The sequence below is a fragment of the Paenibacillus sp. FSL H8-0079 genome (genome assembly GCF_037991315.1).
Lineage (GTDB): Bacteria > Bacillota > Bacilli > Paenibacillales > Paenibacillaceae > Paenibacillus.
Genome location: NZ_CP150300.1, coordinates 3,174,649 through 3,193,912, shown reverse-complemented (window position 1 = coordinate 3,193,912; position 19,264 = coordinate 3,174,649). Strand labels below are relative to the sequence as shown.

Annotated in this window: 15 protein-coding genes; 2 read left to right on the top strand and 13 right to left on the bottom strand. The window is 47.7% G+C overall.

What is annotated here, in order from left to right; translation table 11 throughout:
- Positions 1–209: 209 nt before the first annotated feature.
- The 3 genes from bshB2 to MHI06_RS14265 all read right to left on the bottom strand — a co-directional run bounded on the left by bshB2 (position 210) and on the right by MHI06_RS14265 (position 1,724).
- Entirely contained in the window at positions 210–884 is a 675-nt protein-coding gene (gene bshB2 / locus MHI06_RS14275; protein ID WP_169479504.1) for a bacillithiol biosynthesis deacetylase BshB2, read from the bottom strand.
- Between the two features lie 23 nt (positions 885–907).
- On the bottom strand, positions 908–1,252 hold the full coding sequence (locus tag MHI06_RS14270) for a YojF family protein (protein WP_062834334.1): 345 nt from the start codon (positions 1,250–1,252) through the stop codon (positions 908–910).
- Positions 1,253–1,388: 136 nt separating this feature from the next.
- A complete protein-coding gene (locus MHI06_RS14265; protein WP_340401921.1) occupies positions 1,389–1,724 on the bottom strand; it encodes an antibiotic biosynthesis monooxygenase in 336 nt (111 codons plus the stop codon).
- Positions 1,725–1,996: 272 nt separating this feature from the next.
- On the opposite strand from MHI06_RS14265, the gene MHI06_RS14260 reads away from it, so the two are divergent.
- Together MHI06_RS14260 and MHI06_RS14255 are read left to right on the top strand one after the other, a co-directional pair.
- Complete coding sequence (locus MHI06_RS14260) at positions 1,997–2,782, top strand: DUF817 domain-containing protein (protein ID WP_169479506.1); 786 nt, start codon at positions 1,997–1,999, stop codon at positions 2,780–2,782.
- A 93-nt stretch (positions 2,783–2,875) separates the two neighbouring features.
- Entirely contained in the window at positions 2,876–3,001 is a 126-nt protein-coding gene (locus MHI06_RS14255; RefSeq protein WP_282435641.1) for a hypothetical protein, read from the top strand.
- Positions 3,002–3,037: 36 nt separating this feature from the next.
- Here MHI06_RS14255 and MHI06_RS14250 read toward each other — a convergent pair whose 3' ends face one another.
- The 10 genes from MHI06_RS14250 to MHI06_RS14205 form a co-directional block, all read right to left on the bottom strand.
- Positions 3,038–5,587 (bottom strand): glycoside hydrolase N-terminal domain-containing protein, encoded by a 2,550-nt coding sequence (locus MHI06_RS14250; RefSeq protein ID WP_340401920.1) that lies wholly within the window; start codon positions 5,585–5,587, stop codon positions 3,038–3,040.
- Complete coding sequence (locus MHI06_RS14245) at positions 5,584–6,729, bottom strand: glycoside hydrolase family 88 protein (protein ID WP_340401919.1); 1,146 nt, start codon at positions 6,727–6,729, stop codon at positions 5,584–5,586. The genes MHI06_RS14250 and MHI06_RS14245 overlap by 4 nt, the downstream gene beginning before the upstream one ends.
- 68 nt (positions 6,730–6,797) lie before the next feature.
- Positions 6,798–8,855, bottom strand: a complete 2,058-nt coding sequence (locus MHI06_RS14240; protein WP_340402114.1) for a glycoside hydrolase family 65 — start codon at positions 8,853–8,855, stop codon at positions 6,798–6,800.
- Between the two features lie 44 nt (positions 8,856–8,899).
- Positions 8,900–11,194 (bottom strand): AraC family transcriptional regulator, encoded by a 2,295-nt coding sequence (locus MHI06_RS14235; protein WP_340401918.1) that lies wholly within the window; start codon positions 11,192–11,194, stop codon positions 8,900–8,902.
- 87 nt (positions 11,195–11,281) lie between these two features.
- Complete coding sequence (locus tag MHI06_RS14230) at positions 11,282–13,513, bottom strand: glycoside hydrolase family 88 protein (RefSeq protein WP_340401917.1); 2,232 nt, start codon at positions 13,511–13,513, stop codon at positions 11,282–11,284.
- A gap of 1 nt (position 13,514) precedes the next feature.
- Positions 13,515–14,843 (bottom strand): Gfo/Idh/MocA family oxidoreductase, encoded by a 1,329-nt coding sequence (locus MHI06_RS14225; protein ID WP_340401916.1) that lies wholly within the window; start codon positions 14,841–14,843, stop codon positions 13,515–13,517.
- Positions 14,840–16,378, bottom strand: coding sequence for an extracellular solute-binding protein (locus tag MHI06_RS14220; RefSeq protein ID WP_340401915.1), 1,539 nt, complete (start codon positions 16,376–16,378; stop codon positions 14,840–14,842). The genes MHI06_RS14225 and MHI06_RS14220 overlap by 4 nt, the downstream gene beginning before the upstream one ends.
- A 23-nt stretch (positions 16,379–16,401) precedes the next feature.
- Entirely contained in the window at positions 16,402–17,271 is an 870-nt protein-coding gene (locus MHI06_RS14215; protein WP_083679484.1) for a carbohydrate ABC transporter permease, read from the bottom strand.
- A 2-nt stretch (positions 17,272–17,273) separates the two neighbouring features.
- Positions 17,274–18,233, bottom strand: a complete 960-nt coding sequence (locus tag MHI06_RS14210) for an ABC transporter permease subunit (RefSeq protein ID WP_340017090.1) — start codon at positions 18,231–18,233, stop codon at positions 17,274–17,276.
- A gap of 267 nt (positions 18,234–18,500) precedes the next feature.
- Complete coding sequence (locus MHI06_RS14205; protein ID WP_340401914.1) at positions 18,501–19,196, bottom strand: hypothetical protein; 696 nt, start codon at positions 19,194–19,196, stop codon at positions 18,501–18,503.
- Between the last annotated feature and the right edge of the window lie 68 nt (positions 19,197–19,264).

The following is a 19,264-nucleotide window of genomic DNA, read 5'->3' as shown; positions in this document are numbered from 1 at the left end:
CCTCCTTTCAACTCCGAATCAACCCTCCATGTTCCTCATCCATTGAAGCAACGCAATAAATGAAGCGTTATCACAATCCTGATCATAGTGTACTTAAAACGATATTTTTTCCATATAGCTCAATCAGGCTATAGACCCTACATTTTTGTGTCTATATTGTGATGTCAAACAAAAAAAGCCGCCATATAGGCGACTTCTACGTAATTATATTATTCAAATGGATAGGTCCAAAATGTTTCTTTACCAAAACGTTTTTTAATTTCTTCATCATTCAGCTCAGAATTTCCGACAAGCTCCGCTGCCTGGAATTGTGAACGATGGGCACGGATGGACGCCATCTTTCTATCCAAGAATTCAGTTACGTCAACGAATACATCCGGCTTTCCAATGTACTGTTCCTGATTATTAGCAAACGCAACGCAGTGAACAATCGGACGCTCATCCACAGGAAGTTTAGCGATTGTACGTATAACAGCGGCTCCCGTTGCATCATGATCGGGATGAACACTATAGCCTGGATAGAACGTAATGACCAGTGATGGGTTCAGTTCCTTGAGCAGCGCCATGATGGTGTCTTCCAGTAACTGTGGGTCTTCGAACTCCAGCATTTTATCGTGGAAACCCAGCATCCTGAGGTCCTGAATACCAATCGCTTCAGAAGCTTCGATGAGTTCCTGTTTACGGATGGCAGGCAGTGTCACTCTGTTGGCAAATGGAGGAATCCCCATGTTGCGCCCCATCTCGCCAAGCGTTAGACAAGCATAGGTTACATGGGCACCGCCATCTATGTACTTCGCTAACGTTCCTGATACAGAGAAAGCTTCATCATCCGGATGTGGGTACACCACCAAGATGCGCTCATGCTCGTTGTGTGTAGTATTCATGGTTATTCCATCCTCCGTCTTCATCAGAACATCTCCCGACTCAGTTGTAACGCCACAACCAGTTTGCCTTGACTGTCGTGACCAGCTAGAATCAGTCTTTCTTCTTCCTGCTCATCAATGTGTGTAAGGCCTTCGGCGTAGAGCCAACCTTGAGTTGTTTTCAGACCAACCCGGTAAGGACCTGTACCTGAGATGGAGCCCTGCGTATATCGTATGGCCGCATTGGTAATGAATGCAGATGCTGGATGTCTTGTGCTATCCATGTGGTGTGCGTAAGCACCTGACGTGAGTTCGAGATGTACGTATAAGTCCTGATCAGCAAGTTGATTGATCCGGAGCTGAATGTCTTGAGGTTTGATCGGTTGCATAGCGGCCTCCTTGTCTAATGTAATTGTACGAATTTCATTTTAACATAACCACGAGAGAATATACATGGAGCCACCCTATCATCCTCTCATAGAGCCTTCTCATAGAATCGGCCGAATTCCAAGAATCGCTGTCTGATTATGACCCTTGTTCAGAACCGTTGCCTGTTTTCACGGTCTGTACCTGATACATATTTACGGTCGTGCTTATTAGATAATCAGGTTTCTCCTGTGTTCTCTTCTCACGATGGCCTTTAATATGAACATCACTTTTTTCCCAGTTCTTCCATGCTTCTTCCGATTCCCAACGAATGATGACCATCACTTCTTCGTTCTCTGTACTTTTCTTGTTGACCATGACACTGAAATCAATCAGACCGGGCATGTCCACAACCGGAGTTGGACCACTGAAACGTTCCACAATCTTATCACTATATCCCTTTTGGACAATAATGCTTCGAGTTTGAATCAACATATTCATTCCTCCTGGTATAGTCACATCCCTCTCGTTATGCGAGACGTAGTGAGCTTTTTATTCTTTTATTCTAATCTAATTGAAAATCATTATCAATGAAGGGTATTCGTTTTAATATGAAAACAAGAACAGATTTGCGCATTTTTTTCTCTTTTTATTCATCAATGAACTCTATATTATGGAGTGTAGGCAAAAAAACGCCCATGATGAACACCCTTAAATCATATCATTGAATGATGTTCAAACGTGTTATGAAAGGAGCGAAACTTGAATTGAAACCTCTAATACAACTACTTCATTTCGGCTATCATCAGGCCATGAGCTGCATATTTCCTGTAGCGATCTTTGGAACATTGGCTCTCTCCAGCGTAATCCCGATCCCCTTCCTGCATCGATATGATGCCATTCTGCTTGTATTGCTTTCAGTGCAGTACCTGATGTATCGAAGCGGCTTGGAAACCCGAGATGAAATCAAGGTCATCTGTGTATTTCACATTATTGGCCTGGTGCTGGAAATCTATAAAGTATGGATGGGATCATGGTCATACCCGGAGCAAGCCTACACCAAAATCCTTGGTGTCCCTCTGTATAGTGGATTCATGTATGCAAGTGTAGCCAGTTTTATGTGTCAGGTGTGGCGAAGACTGCGCATGGACATGACCGGCTGGCCTGGTTTATTACCTTCCGTTCTGCTCGGAGCAGCCATCTATATTAACTTTTTCACCCATCATTTTATTCCCGATTTTCGCTGGTGGTTAACGGCGCTTGTATTTATTGTTTTCTGGAAAACGTGGATTATCTACCGGGTACGGACAACGACCTATCGAATGCCGTTATCGCTCGCTTTTATCATTGTCGGGTTCTTCATCTGGACTGCCGAGAATATCGCTACATTCTTCAACGCCTGGAAATATCCTGATCAGCATGATACCTGGCAACTGGTTAGCTTTAGCAAGATCAGTTCGTGGTTCCTGCTGGTGATCATCAGCGTCATCATCGTTGCGCAGCTCAAATATGTGAAGGCCAATCGAACCCCAGATGATCCAAAACTCATCTAACCACCGTTACATCCCTAACCATAAAAACAGCAGCACGCTTAGACTGGAAAATAAGTCTTCGATGGGATCGTAGTAAGTGAGGCGACCTGTTCATTGTATGAAATCCAATCCGGAGATACCGTTCAACTGATCATTAATCATCAACCGCATAACGTCTCTGTCCGGGAGATTAGCGGAAATGGTGAAGTAGATACGATCGGAAGTTATAAGATTGATTAGATCCCTATGTAAAAAATGCCGCCAAAGGGCGGCATTTTATTCATCATTTTTTCCAAACCTTGTTTGCTCCAGAATGAGTTCCCCTCCAGCTTCAATCTCAAGCTCATAGATGCCATTCTCATCAAGTTCACACAGGCAGGCACTTCTACTGAGCATCTCGCATGCTTTTACCCATTCAGGAATATGAAGCTTCATCATGATGCGGCGACAGGCGCTGATTTCTGCCCGGAACAAACCTGAGCTCTGATCCCATGTGCAGGACAGACTACCTCCGGGAATACGCCAGTCGTGTATGGAACCTCGTACCCAGCGTTCTGGCAAAGCCGGCAGCAGCTTGATCCATTGTTCTGATACATAGAGAAGCATTTCCTGTACTGCATTAACCCAGCCCATATTGGCATCCAACTGAATGGGGGCAGCAGGCATGGACATACATACCCCCATATTGCGCCAATCATTATGCAACGTATACCCATTACTCAGCACACAGGAGCGCGCAAGAATATCGAGACTTTCCAGCGCTCGCTCACCATTGCCAAGTCGAGCATATATGGACGACATATGTGCAAGAGACCAGCCACTCTGAGCACCAAGCCTTCGCTGATCAACTGCTGTCTCGAACGCTTGGAACAGTTCTGGCTGTTCTTCACGGGTGAGCTCCTGTCCTGGAAAAACAGGATACAGGTGTGAAAGATGACGATGATCACGTCGATCTTCAAACGCAGGATGCAGCCATTCTTTCACAGCTCCCTCAGGTTCAAGAAGATAATCGGGCATATGCTCCAGCATGGCTTCCCAGCAAGGAATCTTAGACGTATGCACTCCAGTTCGTCGACTGGCTGCAATGACATGCTGTAGCAGTTCTTTCATAATCGCAATGTCCATAGTCGCATTAATGGCTGTAGGCATAGGGTGGGCCAATGGCTGTCCATGCTTAGGCATAAAATTTTCAGGTGTATTCTCTGGCGAAACAGACGGGTATATCTTATATTTTCCGTCTTCACCCAGCACCAGAAAATCTTCATAGAACTGAAGGGCCTCCTTCATAAAGGGCAGGGCTTCCTCCAGCAGAAATTGCTTATCCCCAGTGAACTGATAATGAGCATAATAATGCCTGGCGATCCATCCTGCTACTCCCGTCCAATTCATGATTACCGGAACAATCTGGTTAGGCACCCCGATACCCGGTGTTGTTCCAGCGGGAATGTAAATCCCACGGCAGCCATATAGCTTGCGAGCATTGTTCCGAAAGTCATCCATTAATCCGTTGTAATAGCGGAACAACGAACGATTCAGATTGGACAAACCACCTACCGCAGTGTGCCAATACATCATTTGCACATTCTCATTCGCCATATTGTGGCCCCAGATCAAGCGATAATCTCCACCCCACAAGCCGTATAATCCAAATGGCAATCCGCTACGTTCAGAAGTTCCGCTGATGAAGAGATATCGACCATAGGCCCACATCTTGCGCATTAACCCTGTAGGTGCTTCACCTTCATAGGCTTCCAGAAGCAATTCTTCATTGCAGCGCCCGTCATCATTCTCATCATCCAGATCAAGTTCAGCGGACCTAAATAACGGTTGATGCAGTGAGATATGCCGATCCAGCAACGTATTGTAGTCGCTCTCAAGCAATGCGAGTTCCTGCTTCAACCGTGTCCATTCCTCCACTCGTCTACCCGTAGCAAACATTTTGACAAGCACAAGCACAAGCACTTTTCCAGAGGTATGGAAATGAAGTTGCCTGCTGTGCGTATCTTCGTTAGGCTCGCTTTCCTTTTGCTTATCATGAATCGCATCAGGTATTTCGTTCAATTGGATCAGTCGTAGCACCGCACCATAGTCCTGTCCATCGTCATTTTTCCCGCCATAGCAAAGGTAGTCTCCACGATCATCCCGGTCGATTCTCATCGTTATAGACGACTTTAGAACGTTGAACTCATCGTCTTCTCTCACCCGGTCACCTTCCGGGAATTGCAGGCCTATAGTTCCCGACAGCAATGAATTCCCAGCTGAACCTGTTCCTTGCGCACTTACTCCATCTTTCACTCTATGGGTTTGGATCTCATAGACAACACAATCGTCTGCACGCGAGACAAACAGACTTCTTGCATAGCCCTGACTCCCCTCCAGCCAGCGCACCTGAACTTCTCCTGTGTCCATATCCAGTTCCCGCCGATATTTGCGAAAAGCGTTATTACAAGGCATGCCCACCGTCATTGTTGCCAGCGGATAGCGGGAAGACAGCCTTGACGCGTAACCTTCTTCTTGCAGCTTACGAGTCAGATGCCAGCTTGCCTCCAGATATCGTTCCTCATCCATTAACTTGCGGGTCTCTGATAAGGTATAACTGACATCGGGCAGCTCATCCTTGTGCCCCCAGTGCCATAATTCACTGTGCTGCAAGAGTACGGTTTCCGCCTGAATTCCACCTTGTACTGAAGCACCAAGTTTACCGTTTCCGGAAGGAAGTGCTTCTCGCCACATCCCTTGCCACCAGGAAGAGGGATATTTCAGCAATAGTTTGTTCTTGTCCGGCCGTGTGCCTGAGGTGTCTGGATGGTCTATGTGATGTTTCACCCTTCTTTCGCTCCAAGTCTCTCTATCTCAATACTGGCTAACAAGAATGGGGCTACGCCCATCTGTACATCACTAACGACCTGTTCACTGATGTAATATTCATAAGAACCGTCTCGATACTTCTTGCCACCGAGTCCGGCACCATGACAGATATGGTGCAGATGCACCCCATTTTCATCTTCAGTGACCAACCGCTTCAATATGCCTGCATAGGCATGATCAACGACTTCACGGTTCAGCTCAGCCAGATAATGTAACCTGAGGCCTTTCGCGAGTGCATAGGTCAGCATACAGGAAGCAGAGGCTTCTAGATAATTTCCTGTTCTGCCGTTCTGATCCATCACTTGGTACCAGAGTCCGCTATCCTGATCCTGAGCGTGAGCAATCGCATAGGCCATTCGTTCAAATATACCCATGATCTGTCCGCGCTGTGGGTGATCCACCGGAAAATGCTCCAGTGCATCCACCACCGCCATTGCATACCATCCCATGGCCCGGCCCCAAACATGAAAGGATCGACCAGTATTTTGATCACACCAGCGTTGTTCCTTGCTCTCATCCCAGGCATGATGCAATAAACCAGTTCGTGGATTACGTGTCTTTCGCTCAATCAACAGAATCTGCCGTGCCACTTCATCGAAGCTCTCGGGGTGATCGAAAACACTGGCGTATTCAGCCAGAAAGGGTGAAGACATATAAATCCCATCCAGCCACATCTGAAAGGGATATATTTTCTTATGCCAGAATCCACCTTCACTTGTCCGGGGCTGTCCTTTAAGCTGGTCAACGAGGTGCAGGATCGCTTTAACATACTTTTCATTGCCGGAATTCTTCCACTGACTGAACAGATTTTTGCCTTCATTGATCATATCCAGGTTGTAATCATTCAGCTGGTAGGTCCTAATGGTGCCGTCATTCTCGATGAGGTCATCCATGTGACGCTGAACAAGTTCCGCATGGCGGGATTCTTGATTCCATTCGGCTGCGCGTTCAAGTGCCATTAACGTCATCCCGCCCACATAACCCCATTTGTTTGCAATCTTGGGGTGATTGCCATTCTGACATTCGGAAAGCAAGGTATCTGCTATTTTGACAGACATTCTGCGTTCCTGTGTAACTGACCTTGTCGAAGTTCCAACCATATCGAAATCCTCCTTCTGATGGACTATGCCATCTGTACCGTTATTTCGAGGGTTTAGCCTTCTGACGATTACATCAAAGGATGAAGACCTTCCCACTTCACAGTCCAGCTTCCATCCCGCGGAAATCCCGGATTCGCTTGTTCTCCTGCCCCTGTCCAGCCGGCAGCCATCATGGCGACAGCGGTCAGCAGACCACCGTTCCCGGGCAGATATGCCCACAGCCCTGATCTCTGATAGTTGTGCCCATTAGGTAAATACGTGTTCTTCGTCGCATCCATCAACAAGAAATCCATTGCAAGCTCCGGCTCATTCAATCTGGCCGCTGTCATCGCACACATCGGAAAATCCCAACCCCAGGCGGATTCCCAGTCCCAGCATTCTTTGACCTTGAGCAACGTATTTCTCATGATCACCGGATCGATCAACGAACCTGGCAATAGACCAAGTGCTCCGACCATAGAGGGATGATCATGGTTCTTATCGGTAAAAGTGTGCGGACAGTTCTCATGTGCAAGATAAAGGCCGTTCTCATGTCGAGGTTCAGCCATGTACGTAGCCACTCTTGCCCAGTCTGGATTGGCTGGATGATTCAATCGCTCTGCCCACAGGATGGCAATCTCCAAGCCAAATTTCCAGTACTCCAATTCATAAGGCGGATTCAAACTATCGTTCATGGCGTGATTCTCTTGCGCGGGGATAAGCGGCGGACCTAACACATACGCTCCCCTTTTCTCGTCCCAATGGGCATAGGACACCATAAAGTCAGCCGCTTCAAATACGATATCCTTATACCGTGTTAACATGGCTGGATCAGACAGGGACAGATAACACATCTCAGCTAGTGCCATGGGATGTGGTTGCTGCCAGATTAATCCCGGAGCTACCGGCGACGGAGTCTGATGCCCGTTATAACCCACCATTTTGGGCCAGCGCGCGCCGACATAACCTTGAGAATGGGCCAGTTCGCGAGCTTCTGGCAGGATGGTCAGGTACCAGTCCATACTCTTGCACAACAGATCGGTACGATTCCAGAGTGGAAAATGCGCTGCATGCCACCAATGCATCTCCAGATGCATTTTGCCAAACCAGCTGTTGTACATATATCCGGTCTCCTGCGGCGGCATGGACCCACCGCTGTGCACCGTGCTTAGGAACTGGGATAGGACTACTCTGCGCTCCAGTTCGGCGGCACGCGGATCTGAGCTGCCTTCAAAATCAATCACTCCACCATCGTTCCAGAACCGATTCCAATGGACCGAGCTTGCTTGCAATACAGCAACTGCTGGCAAGGTTTCCGGCTTATGTGCAGCAAAAGAAACACTGCACGACCAGATGTCCGAGTCTGGAACGGCCTGGGGAGATAGTGTGAATTCATGGGTTCCCGTCTGTTCCAGCTCGCCTGCGTCCCAGACCCATTTCACTTCATACTCATCTTCATCCAGCACACGTTTCAATGATGCGGAAGTCGAAGTGACCGATGTCGGCACAGTAGAATGTCTGTCTTGTTGCTTCCAGTCGGGAAATACTGATTTGGACCAGCTCCGATGTGTCATATCAGGGGATGGAAATACAAGAAACAGCTGCAGACGCTGTTTACGGATTAATCCGGATTGTACACGAATGGCGATACAATCGAGTCGTGGGTCACAGGCTGTCTCTACACGCACTTCCTCCCCCTGTACTGTAAATTCACTGTGCAGAATTCCGGTCCATAGATTCAATTCCTGACGTACAGGGACCACATGGGCGACGTCCGTGTCCTGACCATCTTCTCCTAACAAACGAAATGAAATGCGTCCAAGCTGAAGTCGATGCGGGTTCTGCCTAAGCCAGTGATAGGCTTCTTCCTTATCTTCCGGCTTCATGGGATATGGAACTTTGCGGCCATATGTCTCAAATGCTTGATAGACAATATCCTCATCTCCGAATACATGATGACCGCCTGTATAATGCCACCCCCAGTTGGATTGTGTACCGAGAGGTATTTCATACAGATCTGGATACGTCTGAAGTCCCGTAAAATCAGCGCTGAACGCAAATTCTCCATTACCTACTGATAAAGGTGATCTGGGCTCAAGCTGCGTTAATACCGGATGATTCCTGGTGACGACTGAATGTCGATCTATCAATGGCTCTGCCTCCTTATCATTATCTGGGGTTCATGTATGGATCAAGATTCCCCTAGCACACCCCTACGGCTTCGCATTATCTCTCTGTACTTACCCGGTGTAATTTCCTTGTATTTTCGATACACACGAATAAAGCTGTTCTCATGCTGATAACCTACCATCGTTGCGATCTCGGAGATTCTGTAATCCGTATCCAGCAATAGTTCACAGGCACGTTCCATCCGAAGCTTGGTGAAATATCCGTGGATGGTATCGCCCATTTCCTGCTTGAACAATTGGCTTGCCAGACTGCTTCCGATCCCGGCATGCTCGGCAATCTCCTGAATGCTTACCGGATCTTCCAGGTGGTTGTTCATAAAAGCAATCATATGTTGGCATTGTATAAAATCTTTGCTGAGCATAAGGCTACCGAACCAATCAGCCAAACTTTCGATCTGACTTCGAAGCACTTCACAGATAGCCTCAAGATGCATGGTCCGCATATCCACCATTTCGAGTCTGCAACCTTCTGTCTCGCGCTTCAGGCGAATACGTTCAAGTGTAGCTGCAACAGCTTCAAGAAAGGCCAGTGCAGATGAAGGATGCCATTGCTCATGCGCCATTCGACCGATTATTTTGTCAAAAGCCTTCAGGGCTTCTTCGCCTCTGCCTGCTTCGACGATCTCCGTCAGTTGAGTCATGAATTCATGTTCTTCCGATGTGTTCTCCGGCGGTTGCAGACCTGATATCTCTTCATACGAAATAACTCGCTCATTCCCCCGGTACAATCTGTAATCCAACGCACTCTCCGCTTCATGCATGGCTCGCTGAAGGTGTACGAACCCGTCTTGACCCCCGCTAACGCCGCTCGACACCTGGAACTTGAGCAAGCGGGAAATCATGCCAATTGCCTCTCGAATTGATGTCGCTACGCTCATTCCCCCGCCAGAATCAAGCGGTTCCAGCATCACGAGCATCCGATCTCTGCCCAGATCGGCAGATAACACTCGCCACTGTCCAGACAACAGTTCAGCTGTGATATTCCCAATGGCAAATTTCAGCAGGGAGTGATCCGATTTCTTGAAGCGTTCACACCAGGCCTGATAATTATCAATTGACAACATAGCAATAGAGAGTGGCTCATCGCTCCAATCCTTGAAGTAACGGCACCATTTCTCGCTAATCTCCCGACTTCCTGTCATATGTCCGTTATAAATATCCGTCAGAAATTTGGATGAAGCTTCCGGAAGGGTCTGCCTGAGATTGATGGCCTGCTGAGCATGATCTGTTAACAGTTGACCCGTTATTTTCTCCAGATCGATCTCTTCCGGATGAATTTTCTCCTGGTCGTACCCACTAAGTAGTTGCCTCATGCGTCTTACCGGTCTAAAAGCAGCTGCATTGTAAAATGTGATTGTGGCCGCTCCTGCTACAAGAGCCAACAGAGATACGATGAAAACAATATTACGGATTTTCTGTGCATTAGCCAGCAGACTGTCTTGTGATATTACGGACAGATAGCGCCATCCGGTGTAAGGTGAAATGGTCTGTGAAGCCAGTAAAAGCTTACCCTCATGCTTAAACTCGCCAAGCTTTTCACCATCCAGTTGGGTGAGCACATGACTGACGGCCTCCTCTCCGACGGCATAATTGCCAAGATCATATAAAGGCTGGTTGTTGGTGTCGAGGATGAACCGATGGCTGTCAAGGTCGGAGACGGATGAGAGCAGCATGTGCTCGAACATCTTCTCTGTCTTGAAATTGACTGCGATAACCCCTTTTAAGTCGCCAGCAATCATTATTTTTCGGTAAAGTGTAATTTGCGGCATGGATGCACCAGAAGAAGTGGAAATCTCACGTTGCTTGACCAGCATGGGACGCTCTTCAAGTTCATCGGCAACGCCAACCCAACCCGAATCCGGGAAATTAACCTTGCTGGAGCTGTAGCCTTGTGGAAAGGCAACGATGCTCTCCCGATTCATATCATAAATGTAAGCGCTCTTAATAAAGGACGTGCTACTGATTAAATTTTCCAGAAATTGTACCAGTTCCGTAATATTGCGGTATGATCCTTGTACTTCATTGGTGAGAAATCGGTATACATTGGTGTTCAGTGCAATTTTCACCGCAATCTGGTCACTTTCGCGGATCACTTCATCAATATCATTCATGCTGATGCGCAGCATCTGGTGCTGTGGCTCACTTAATTCTTGCTGTAACACCGACTTGGAAGAATAATACGTTGTCATCCCCACCGCAATAATAATCATGAAGACAACAACGGTCAGAATTAGCAGTAGCCGGGTCTGGGTATTGGTGACATTGAATTTTAGCCACTTCAAGAAAGAAAGGGTCACAATTATCCCACCTCATATGCAATATACCGATATTATACCGTTCCCATATGCCCAATACGACCCGGTCCAACAGCCTATTTTCTCCCTCTAAAAAGATGATTTCTCCAATTTCTCCGGTGTTCCGACCCTTTCCGTAGCGAAAACCGACGTGTTCGTCTGCCATTCCTGCATGGAAATCGTTTCAAGCCCAGCAAGAAGTACAATGCCGATCCCATGGGTATCATTCAGATTCCACCCTAGTTCGTGCTTATAATAATGATTGGTGAAGGAGTAACTGGAGCCACGACATACGCCGTATACATTACCTCTTTTATCAATTGTGCGCGCCGATAGCCCCTTCCACCCTTGATACGCCGCTTGTGCATAGGGTTTCGGATCTAAAAGCCAGCCCTTTCGCACCCCTCGGGCATACGCATAGATGAACATGGAGGTACAGGATGTTTCCTCATACGACTCCGGGTCCGTTAATACCTGATGCCACAGTCCGTTTCTGCCCTGCAATGCCAAGTACCCTTCACACAATTCCCTGTAGAACTGAATGAGAACTGTATAGGATGGATGCTCTTGAGGAAGGGCCGTCAGTAGCTCTGACAGGGAGAACAACACCCAGCCGTTGCCTCGGCCCCAAGGGGTTCGTGTTGGCTCACCTCGCTCCACATCGAATACATGGGACATGATTTGACGCTCTGGAATATACAGATACTTCTTATACAAAAGAACCTGCCTTGCCGCTTCATCCAGCAGCTCATCGTCACCTGACCATTCGGCGTACCTGCACAGGAACGGGATGCTCATATACAGATCATCACACCACATCGTGTTATCCATCGATCTGGAGACACCAATCTTGCGGTATAACGTGCCATCTTCCAGACGAGCCTGTTCATACAAAATATAGTCTGCGATATGAGCTGCCGTCTCTGAAACGCCGTCCAACTTGCGTTCCTGATCGGCAAGCAGCATGGTGGCGCCGAAAGATCCACAGTCATCCAGGCTGTCGATATGGGAGAGCTGATTATTCAGCCCAGCTGCACCATAACGTTCTCTGTCCCATAAGGAGTAGCTGAAACGTGAAGAGGCAAATTCAATGTGGTTCAGCACATAGTCTCGAATATCCGCTCGCTGACCCGCTTTGCCGAGCTGAAGCAATCCGTATAACGTGACGCCCAGGGGATAGTTCCATCGGCCATACCATTCATTTTCCAGAAATGGACGTACCTCTCCGCCTGGCACCTCTGTTCGCCAGTATACTTCTTCACCTGTTCCGCTACGAACAGTCCGCTTCATCTTCTGGCAGGAAGACAGATCAATCTCTTGTTTCGCTTGAAAAGGACCCAGGTACAGCCAGTTGTCTCTATGCCCTTTTACATCCAGTGCAGGCGTCAGCAGTTCTTGTGTAGTCTGGTCCATACGGAATCCCCAATCCCGGTCTCCGCATGTACACTTTACAGTCAGATCTTGCACCGCAGCAGACAATGGCAGTTCGAAACGGAAGAGACCGGCCTGCTCTTGTCGGAATAACACCTTGCTATCCACCGAGAATTCAATCGGGCTGTAAGCCTCACCAGAGATTAGCACGGTCTCAATGCCACATTTCGTACCACTTATCTTCGTCCATGCATATGCAGACATGCCACTGGTCAATCCATACATCCGTGCTACCTGTCCATAAGGCGATGGCTTCTCGGGGTCTTCCTCCTGAGGCAACCAGTTAACGCCAGTGGCCTTCTCTCGCATGGGGCCAGAAGGAATTTCCGACAACGGAACATCCAACGGCTCGCTGTAGAGCCAGCCTTCTTCCCCATCTCGTTCGAGCGAAGGCACAATGAAGTGAAGTGGTTTGTTCTTCCGGGAGCCAGTGCCAAACTGGCCACCTCCCCCCTTTTTCCCTAATTTGAATTCAAGAACGAAGTGATTCCAGCCTCTGTCCAGTTGACATTTCAGTTTCAGAACAGGTATCTCAGGATATTCTTCCTCCGGAGCAGAACCATAGACCAGCACGCCATTATGATATAGCCTAACAGGTCCGAAGCAGGTGATATGAAAAACAAATTCCTGATCACTGTCGCTCCACAGTTTGGCCCATGCATAGACCTGTTGTCCTCTCTGCATGTTGGGGAATAGATCCACCAGCGGGAAGACGTAGCGGTGATCATCACACTTGCGTACAAGTCCTGGTCGACTCACTCTGTAGACCGGGGGATGCGGAGGATTGGCTCCAATGTACCTTGCCGCAATGCTCATCAGAGCGTGCTTAATGCCTCCACCACTCTGATAAGCCATGCTCTCCTCCGGTTCGAAATAAACATGGCTACTCATATCACTTCTCCCTCCCTTTGTGCGTGGGCACTCTGCTGTTCCAACCACCCAGCACCTCGTCTATGGAAATAGGCCGATGCTCTTCCACGGATCTCCATACTGCTTCTCCAGCGGCAACGGAATAAGCACCGTCTTCAGCGCCCGACAGAATTCGGTAAGGGCGTCTCTTATCTTCACCAAGGAAAATATCCTCGAGCAGCAGTGGATCTCCTCCTCCATGCCCACCTTCACGATGAACAACGTGAATCGTCTCTTTCGAACCAAAGAGCGGAAAGTAATCAATCGTCTGGACCGGTGTGGGAAAAGGCGTCCGGGCGGGCATATGATACTCCAGTGTTTCCAGACGCCCCTTTGTACCATTTACCGCAAGACGGTAACCCTCGTAGGGAAGAGAGAAATTGACCGAATAACTCATCAGTGCGCCGCCATTATATTTCACGGTTGCAGCATACGTGTCTTCAATTTCAATGCTGGAATCGAAAATACACTGGTCTGGGCGGTATGAAGTGTACGGAAACTCCTTCTGGCTTGCTGTACCGAGCTGGTTCAGATGGTCATCCGGTACCCGGATCTGACGACTACGGGACGTCCAGCGGGAATAATAGGCACAATCTTCTGACACATCGCATGTACGACAATGTCTTCCGTCCTCCTGTGCCGGATTCCATTCACCTTCAGCCCCATAATAGTTCAGTGCTCCATAGGCAAAAACTTCAATTGGCTTTTGATTGATCCACCACTGTACCAGATCAAAGTGATGGGTACTTTTATGGACAGACAGACCGCCTGAGAATGCCCTTTCACGGTTCCACCGTTTAAAATAACTGGAGCCGTGATGGGTATCGATATACCAGTTAAGGTCTATGGAAGTGACGCGACCGAGTTTCCCCTGCTGAATCAATTCCTTGATGCGCATGTGGATCGGCATATACCGATAATTGAACGTTACGATGACGTTGCCTTTACTCCTTGCTTCCGCTTCAAGAATACGTTTGGCATCAGCTCCTGTTGTCGTCATCGGCTTTTCGGTAATAACATCAAGATCCCGCTCCAACGCGGCGACAATATAGTGGACATGGGTATCATCCCTGCCAGCCACGATGATACAGTCAGGCCGAGTATCATCGACCATGACCCCGAAATCCGAAGCTCCATATACTGCTACTTCTGTGTGATTAGGAAAACGGGCGCGATAGACTTCAAACCGTGCAGGATCGGTATCCAACAGCGCGACAACCTCTGAATTATGGCTAAACAGCTCATGAATTGGTTTTGCAAATTGTCCCAATGCTCTGCCGCTGACTCCACATAGGGCATATCTTTTTTTCATTTTCTCACCTTCTCATACCATTCCTGTACACGCTGGGTGACCACTTCTCCCCCGGAAGCATTCCATTTCTTCACATATTCATCATAAGCCTCGATCGGCAGCTCGCCGATGACAATCTTGGTCAATACCTCCTGGAACAGCTTGTGGGACTGGATATCAGGAAAACCTTCATATACAGAGGCTGGCAGACCGTCACCTGCAATTTGCCGTGCATCGGCAGTACTGACTTCGAACATGTCTTTGACCATTTGCTGCTGATCTTCTGGATATGTCTCTTCAATTCGTTTATTCATGTCTTCTGCTGTAGTGAGATTCTTCATACCCAAGGCAAGCGGTTTATTGTCAGCAGGTGGAAGAATGACTTTGCGTCCATCCTTGACTTCATGCTGCTCACCTTCAAGACCGAAGCGACCGAACTCATCATTTTCAGGATTATAGAAGAAGTCCAGCAGCTTCAGCGCATTTGGCGCATTATCCTGTTTGGTGGCTGGGATCATCCATTCCGGTTCGCCCATGCTCTTCTGAGTGACAAAAGCTTCAAACCCTTCGGCTTTGGGCAACGGCATTGCTGCAATGTAGGCATCTGGAGCCTGGGTCAGCATCGCATTGTACCGATCTCGCACATTTGCAGGCAAATGGTACCAGCTGCCTACGAGGTTATTATTGATTTTTGCCTGCCACACTTCCCCTTTGTTCAGGAAGGTTTCATTGTCCAGCAGTTTTTCCACATATAACATGCGAATGAACTTGATTGCTTCCCTCATATTGTCGGTAGTCCCTGCGTACTGTATTTTTCCATTGTATTCATCCCATTCGGGATATCCTTCCCACATCGCCACACCATACATCGCGAACAGATGGTCCATCCATCTGCCGAATTCCCTGCCGCTTGTTGGCAGTTCATCCGGTTTGCCGTTGCCATTCGGGTCCTTGTCACGGAAGGCTGTGAGTAGCTCGACATATTCATCAGTGGTCTTTGGCATCTCCATGCCCACCTTATACACCCAATCCTGACGTATTAACGGTGCACGTTCAGGCACAAGGAATACCTTGGGCACATAATAGATTTTACCGTCAGGTGAAGCAGAGCGTACGATATCCCAAGCTTCCTGAGGAATACTTTCCCACACATGCGGTGCATATTCAGGTAGCAGTTCATCCAGTGGCAACGCGCCTCCCTGCTGAATCAGCGTCTGCTCAATGCCTCCAATCGGGCGCAGGATATCTGGCAGTTCATCCGAGGCAATCATCAGGTTTAAGTATTCGGATGGCTCCGAACCCGGAGGAGTTGTAATGAGTTCATACTGGACTCCCGTCTGTTCAGCGATGTATTTCACATGTGGATTATCCGCAGTTGGCAAGCTGCCGACACCCATATGGCTTTTGAATACTTTGACTTTTACAGCTCCACCACTGCCTTCGCCGTTACCTCCGTCATTTCCGGAATTAGTAGTAGCCGAGCCACATCCTGCAGCCAACAGCATGGCTAGACTGAGCATCAGCGGCATCATCTTGCGGGTCAGTTGTTTTCTCATGGAATCATCCCCCTGAACATGGTTTATTCTTTCAGTGATCCAAGCAAGGAACCTTTCACAAAATACTTCTGTAAATAAGGATACACCAAAATTATGGGAACGCTTGCAAAAAGTATCGTCGCTGCCTTTAACGTGGTTGTATTGAAGTTGTAATCACCTAGGAACATGTTCACCTGAGCCAGTTCCTCCGGGCTAGTTAAATATGCTCGTAGCTTCATCTGCAAAGGCCAGAGTCCTGGATCACGAAGGAACAATACTGCCCGCTGGAACGTATTCCAGTATCCTACCGCATAGAACAGACTGACCGTAGCAAGAACCGGCTTGGATAGCGGCAGATAGATCTGGAACAAAATTCGGAAGTCATGACAACCGTCGATTCTTGCCGTGTCATCAAGTTCCTTGGGCAAGCTCATAAAAAAGGTACGCAGAATGACCATATTAAATGTGCCAATTACACCAGGAATGATCAGAGACCAGATGGAATTCATCATCCCCAGCTCCCTCACCGTCAGGAAGAACGGGATCATCGGTGCATTGAAAATCATCGTAATCACGATGCCCAGCATGACTTGTTTGCGAATCATGAATTCTCTGCGCGACAACGGAAAAGCGGTCAGCACTGAAAACAACATACTAAGTGCAGTACCCACTACCGTAATGAATACGGTTACACCAAATGATTGCCATAAACCCGAGCTTTGCAGAATGTGCTTCCATGAAGCGAAGGTAAAACCGACAGGCCACAGAAATACTTCTTTGGAGTCTGCTGCAACCGGCGAACTCAGGGAAACCGCAAGCAGATGCAGCAATGGAAGGAGCATCGTAAAGGCTGCAAGCGTCAGGAAAATGTAATTGGCGGTTTGGAACAGCTTTTCTCCAATCGTCTGCTTGATCATTACCACAACCCCTCTCCTGATTTTCTCGCAAGCCGATTGAAGACCCAGAGCAGAATAAATCCGATCACTGACTGGAATAGACCAATGGCTGTTGTTACGCTATACTGCCCTTGCAGGACACCTGAACGGTATACATATGTCTCAATGATATCTCCTACCGAGTAGGTCATCGGTGTCAGCAGGTTATAGATCTGATCAAAGCCAAGTTCCAGGAAATTGCCGATATTCAGCAGGAACAGCGTCAGGATTGTTGGGAATAACGCAGGTAGCGTAATGTAGATTGTCTGTTTCCAACGATTCGCTCCATCCATTACTGCCGCTTCATATTGCGTGGGGTCAATGCCACTTACCGCAGCAAGATATATGATCGTTCCCCAACCCACCTCTTTCCAGATGGAGGAAAGGACGACGATTGGACGGAAATATTGCTCTTGTTGCATATACAAAATCGGTTCGAACCCGAACCACCCACGAACAGCGTTTACAAAACCACCTGAGGCTAGCACCTCAAACACAATCCCCCCGACGACAACCCAGGAGAGAAAATGAGGCAGATAGAACAGGCTTTGCAAAAAGCGTTTGGCAAGCATTTTTCTCACTTCGTTGAACAATAGTGCCAGCAGGATGGGAGCAGGAAATCCGATCACCAGTTTGTATAAGGCAATCAGAGCTGTGTTCCGAAGCACATGATAGAAATCCTGATACGTAAAAATAAACTTGAAGTTATCCAGGCCTACCCATGGGCTGCTCCATATGCCTTTCATAATCTGAAAGTTCTGAAATGCGATCACGCTTCCGCCCAGTGGAATGTACTTGAAAATAATATAGAACAAAATACCGGGCAGGATCATGACATACAACATCCAGTGTTTTCGAATGTTACGTAGATAACTTGGTTTGACGGGTCTATTGACTCTAACCCCGGGTTGCAGCTTTGATGTTTCCGACAGCTCAGCCATACGATCGCGGGCCCCCTTTGACAAAATGATGGTGAATGACGAGCAGGCTCCTCTGTTCACATGTTAAGGGAGAGCGGGGTCAGCAACAATCGTTCAATCAGCCATAGCATGAGCCAATCGCTTGCGCGACGCGGGTTTGTAGGATCGGTTCATTCGTTGGCGGAATGGTTGGTACTACTTTGGCAACAAAAAAGGCCGCCAAAGGCGACCTCTGAAACGATTATGGTGTTGTTTACTTTTCACTTTATGTCTTTGATAGTCCCTATCTCATTTCCTCAGAGTTAACGATCCGCTGTCATTGGCATCTTTAATTTGTTCATGGGTAATTAGCTTCCCTTCTTCGTTAAATCCCTTAATTATATATGGGATAGCCGCTGACGGAGGAAGGTAAATATACCAGATTAAGTGTCCATGACTCACCTCAACCAGTTTCGCTTCGGTCGCAATTACTGTTCCATTTTCCTGTGTCTCTACGGATATACGTTTAATGGAAGAGTCTTGAATATTACCAAATAACATCGGAAACGGAGTGGAGACTTGGTCCAGTGTCGGAATACTCATATAATCCAAAGCAAACTCGCCTTCTGTAGCCTCGCTGACAGAATATCCTCCACCCCATACCCATTTCCATCCGAAAATGTTCTTGCGAACATACTCCATCTGAAGATTACTGATATTCTCCCTACCTTTTTTATGTGTAAACAAAATCATGCCCCCATCTACAGCCTCCTGATGAATAAATTGCGAGGTATAAAATTCACCTCTAAATTCCTGAACTGCCCCCTCAGGACTGTTCGCTATAGGTATACGTATAGGTTCATCCATTCCCCAAACTTTGGAGATCCGTCGATCAGCTAACCCGCCAGCTCGTTCATTCATATACATATACGTAACGACTGACAAGAGCGACAGTAAAATCACCATTGCCGCAATTAGTACAATTCTTCTGTTACGTTTGGACATCTCAATATACACTCCTTATGATAACGATGAAATATTAAACAAAATCATTCTAATATTACCATAATTAG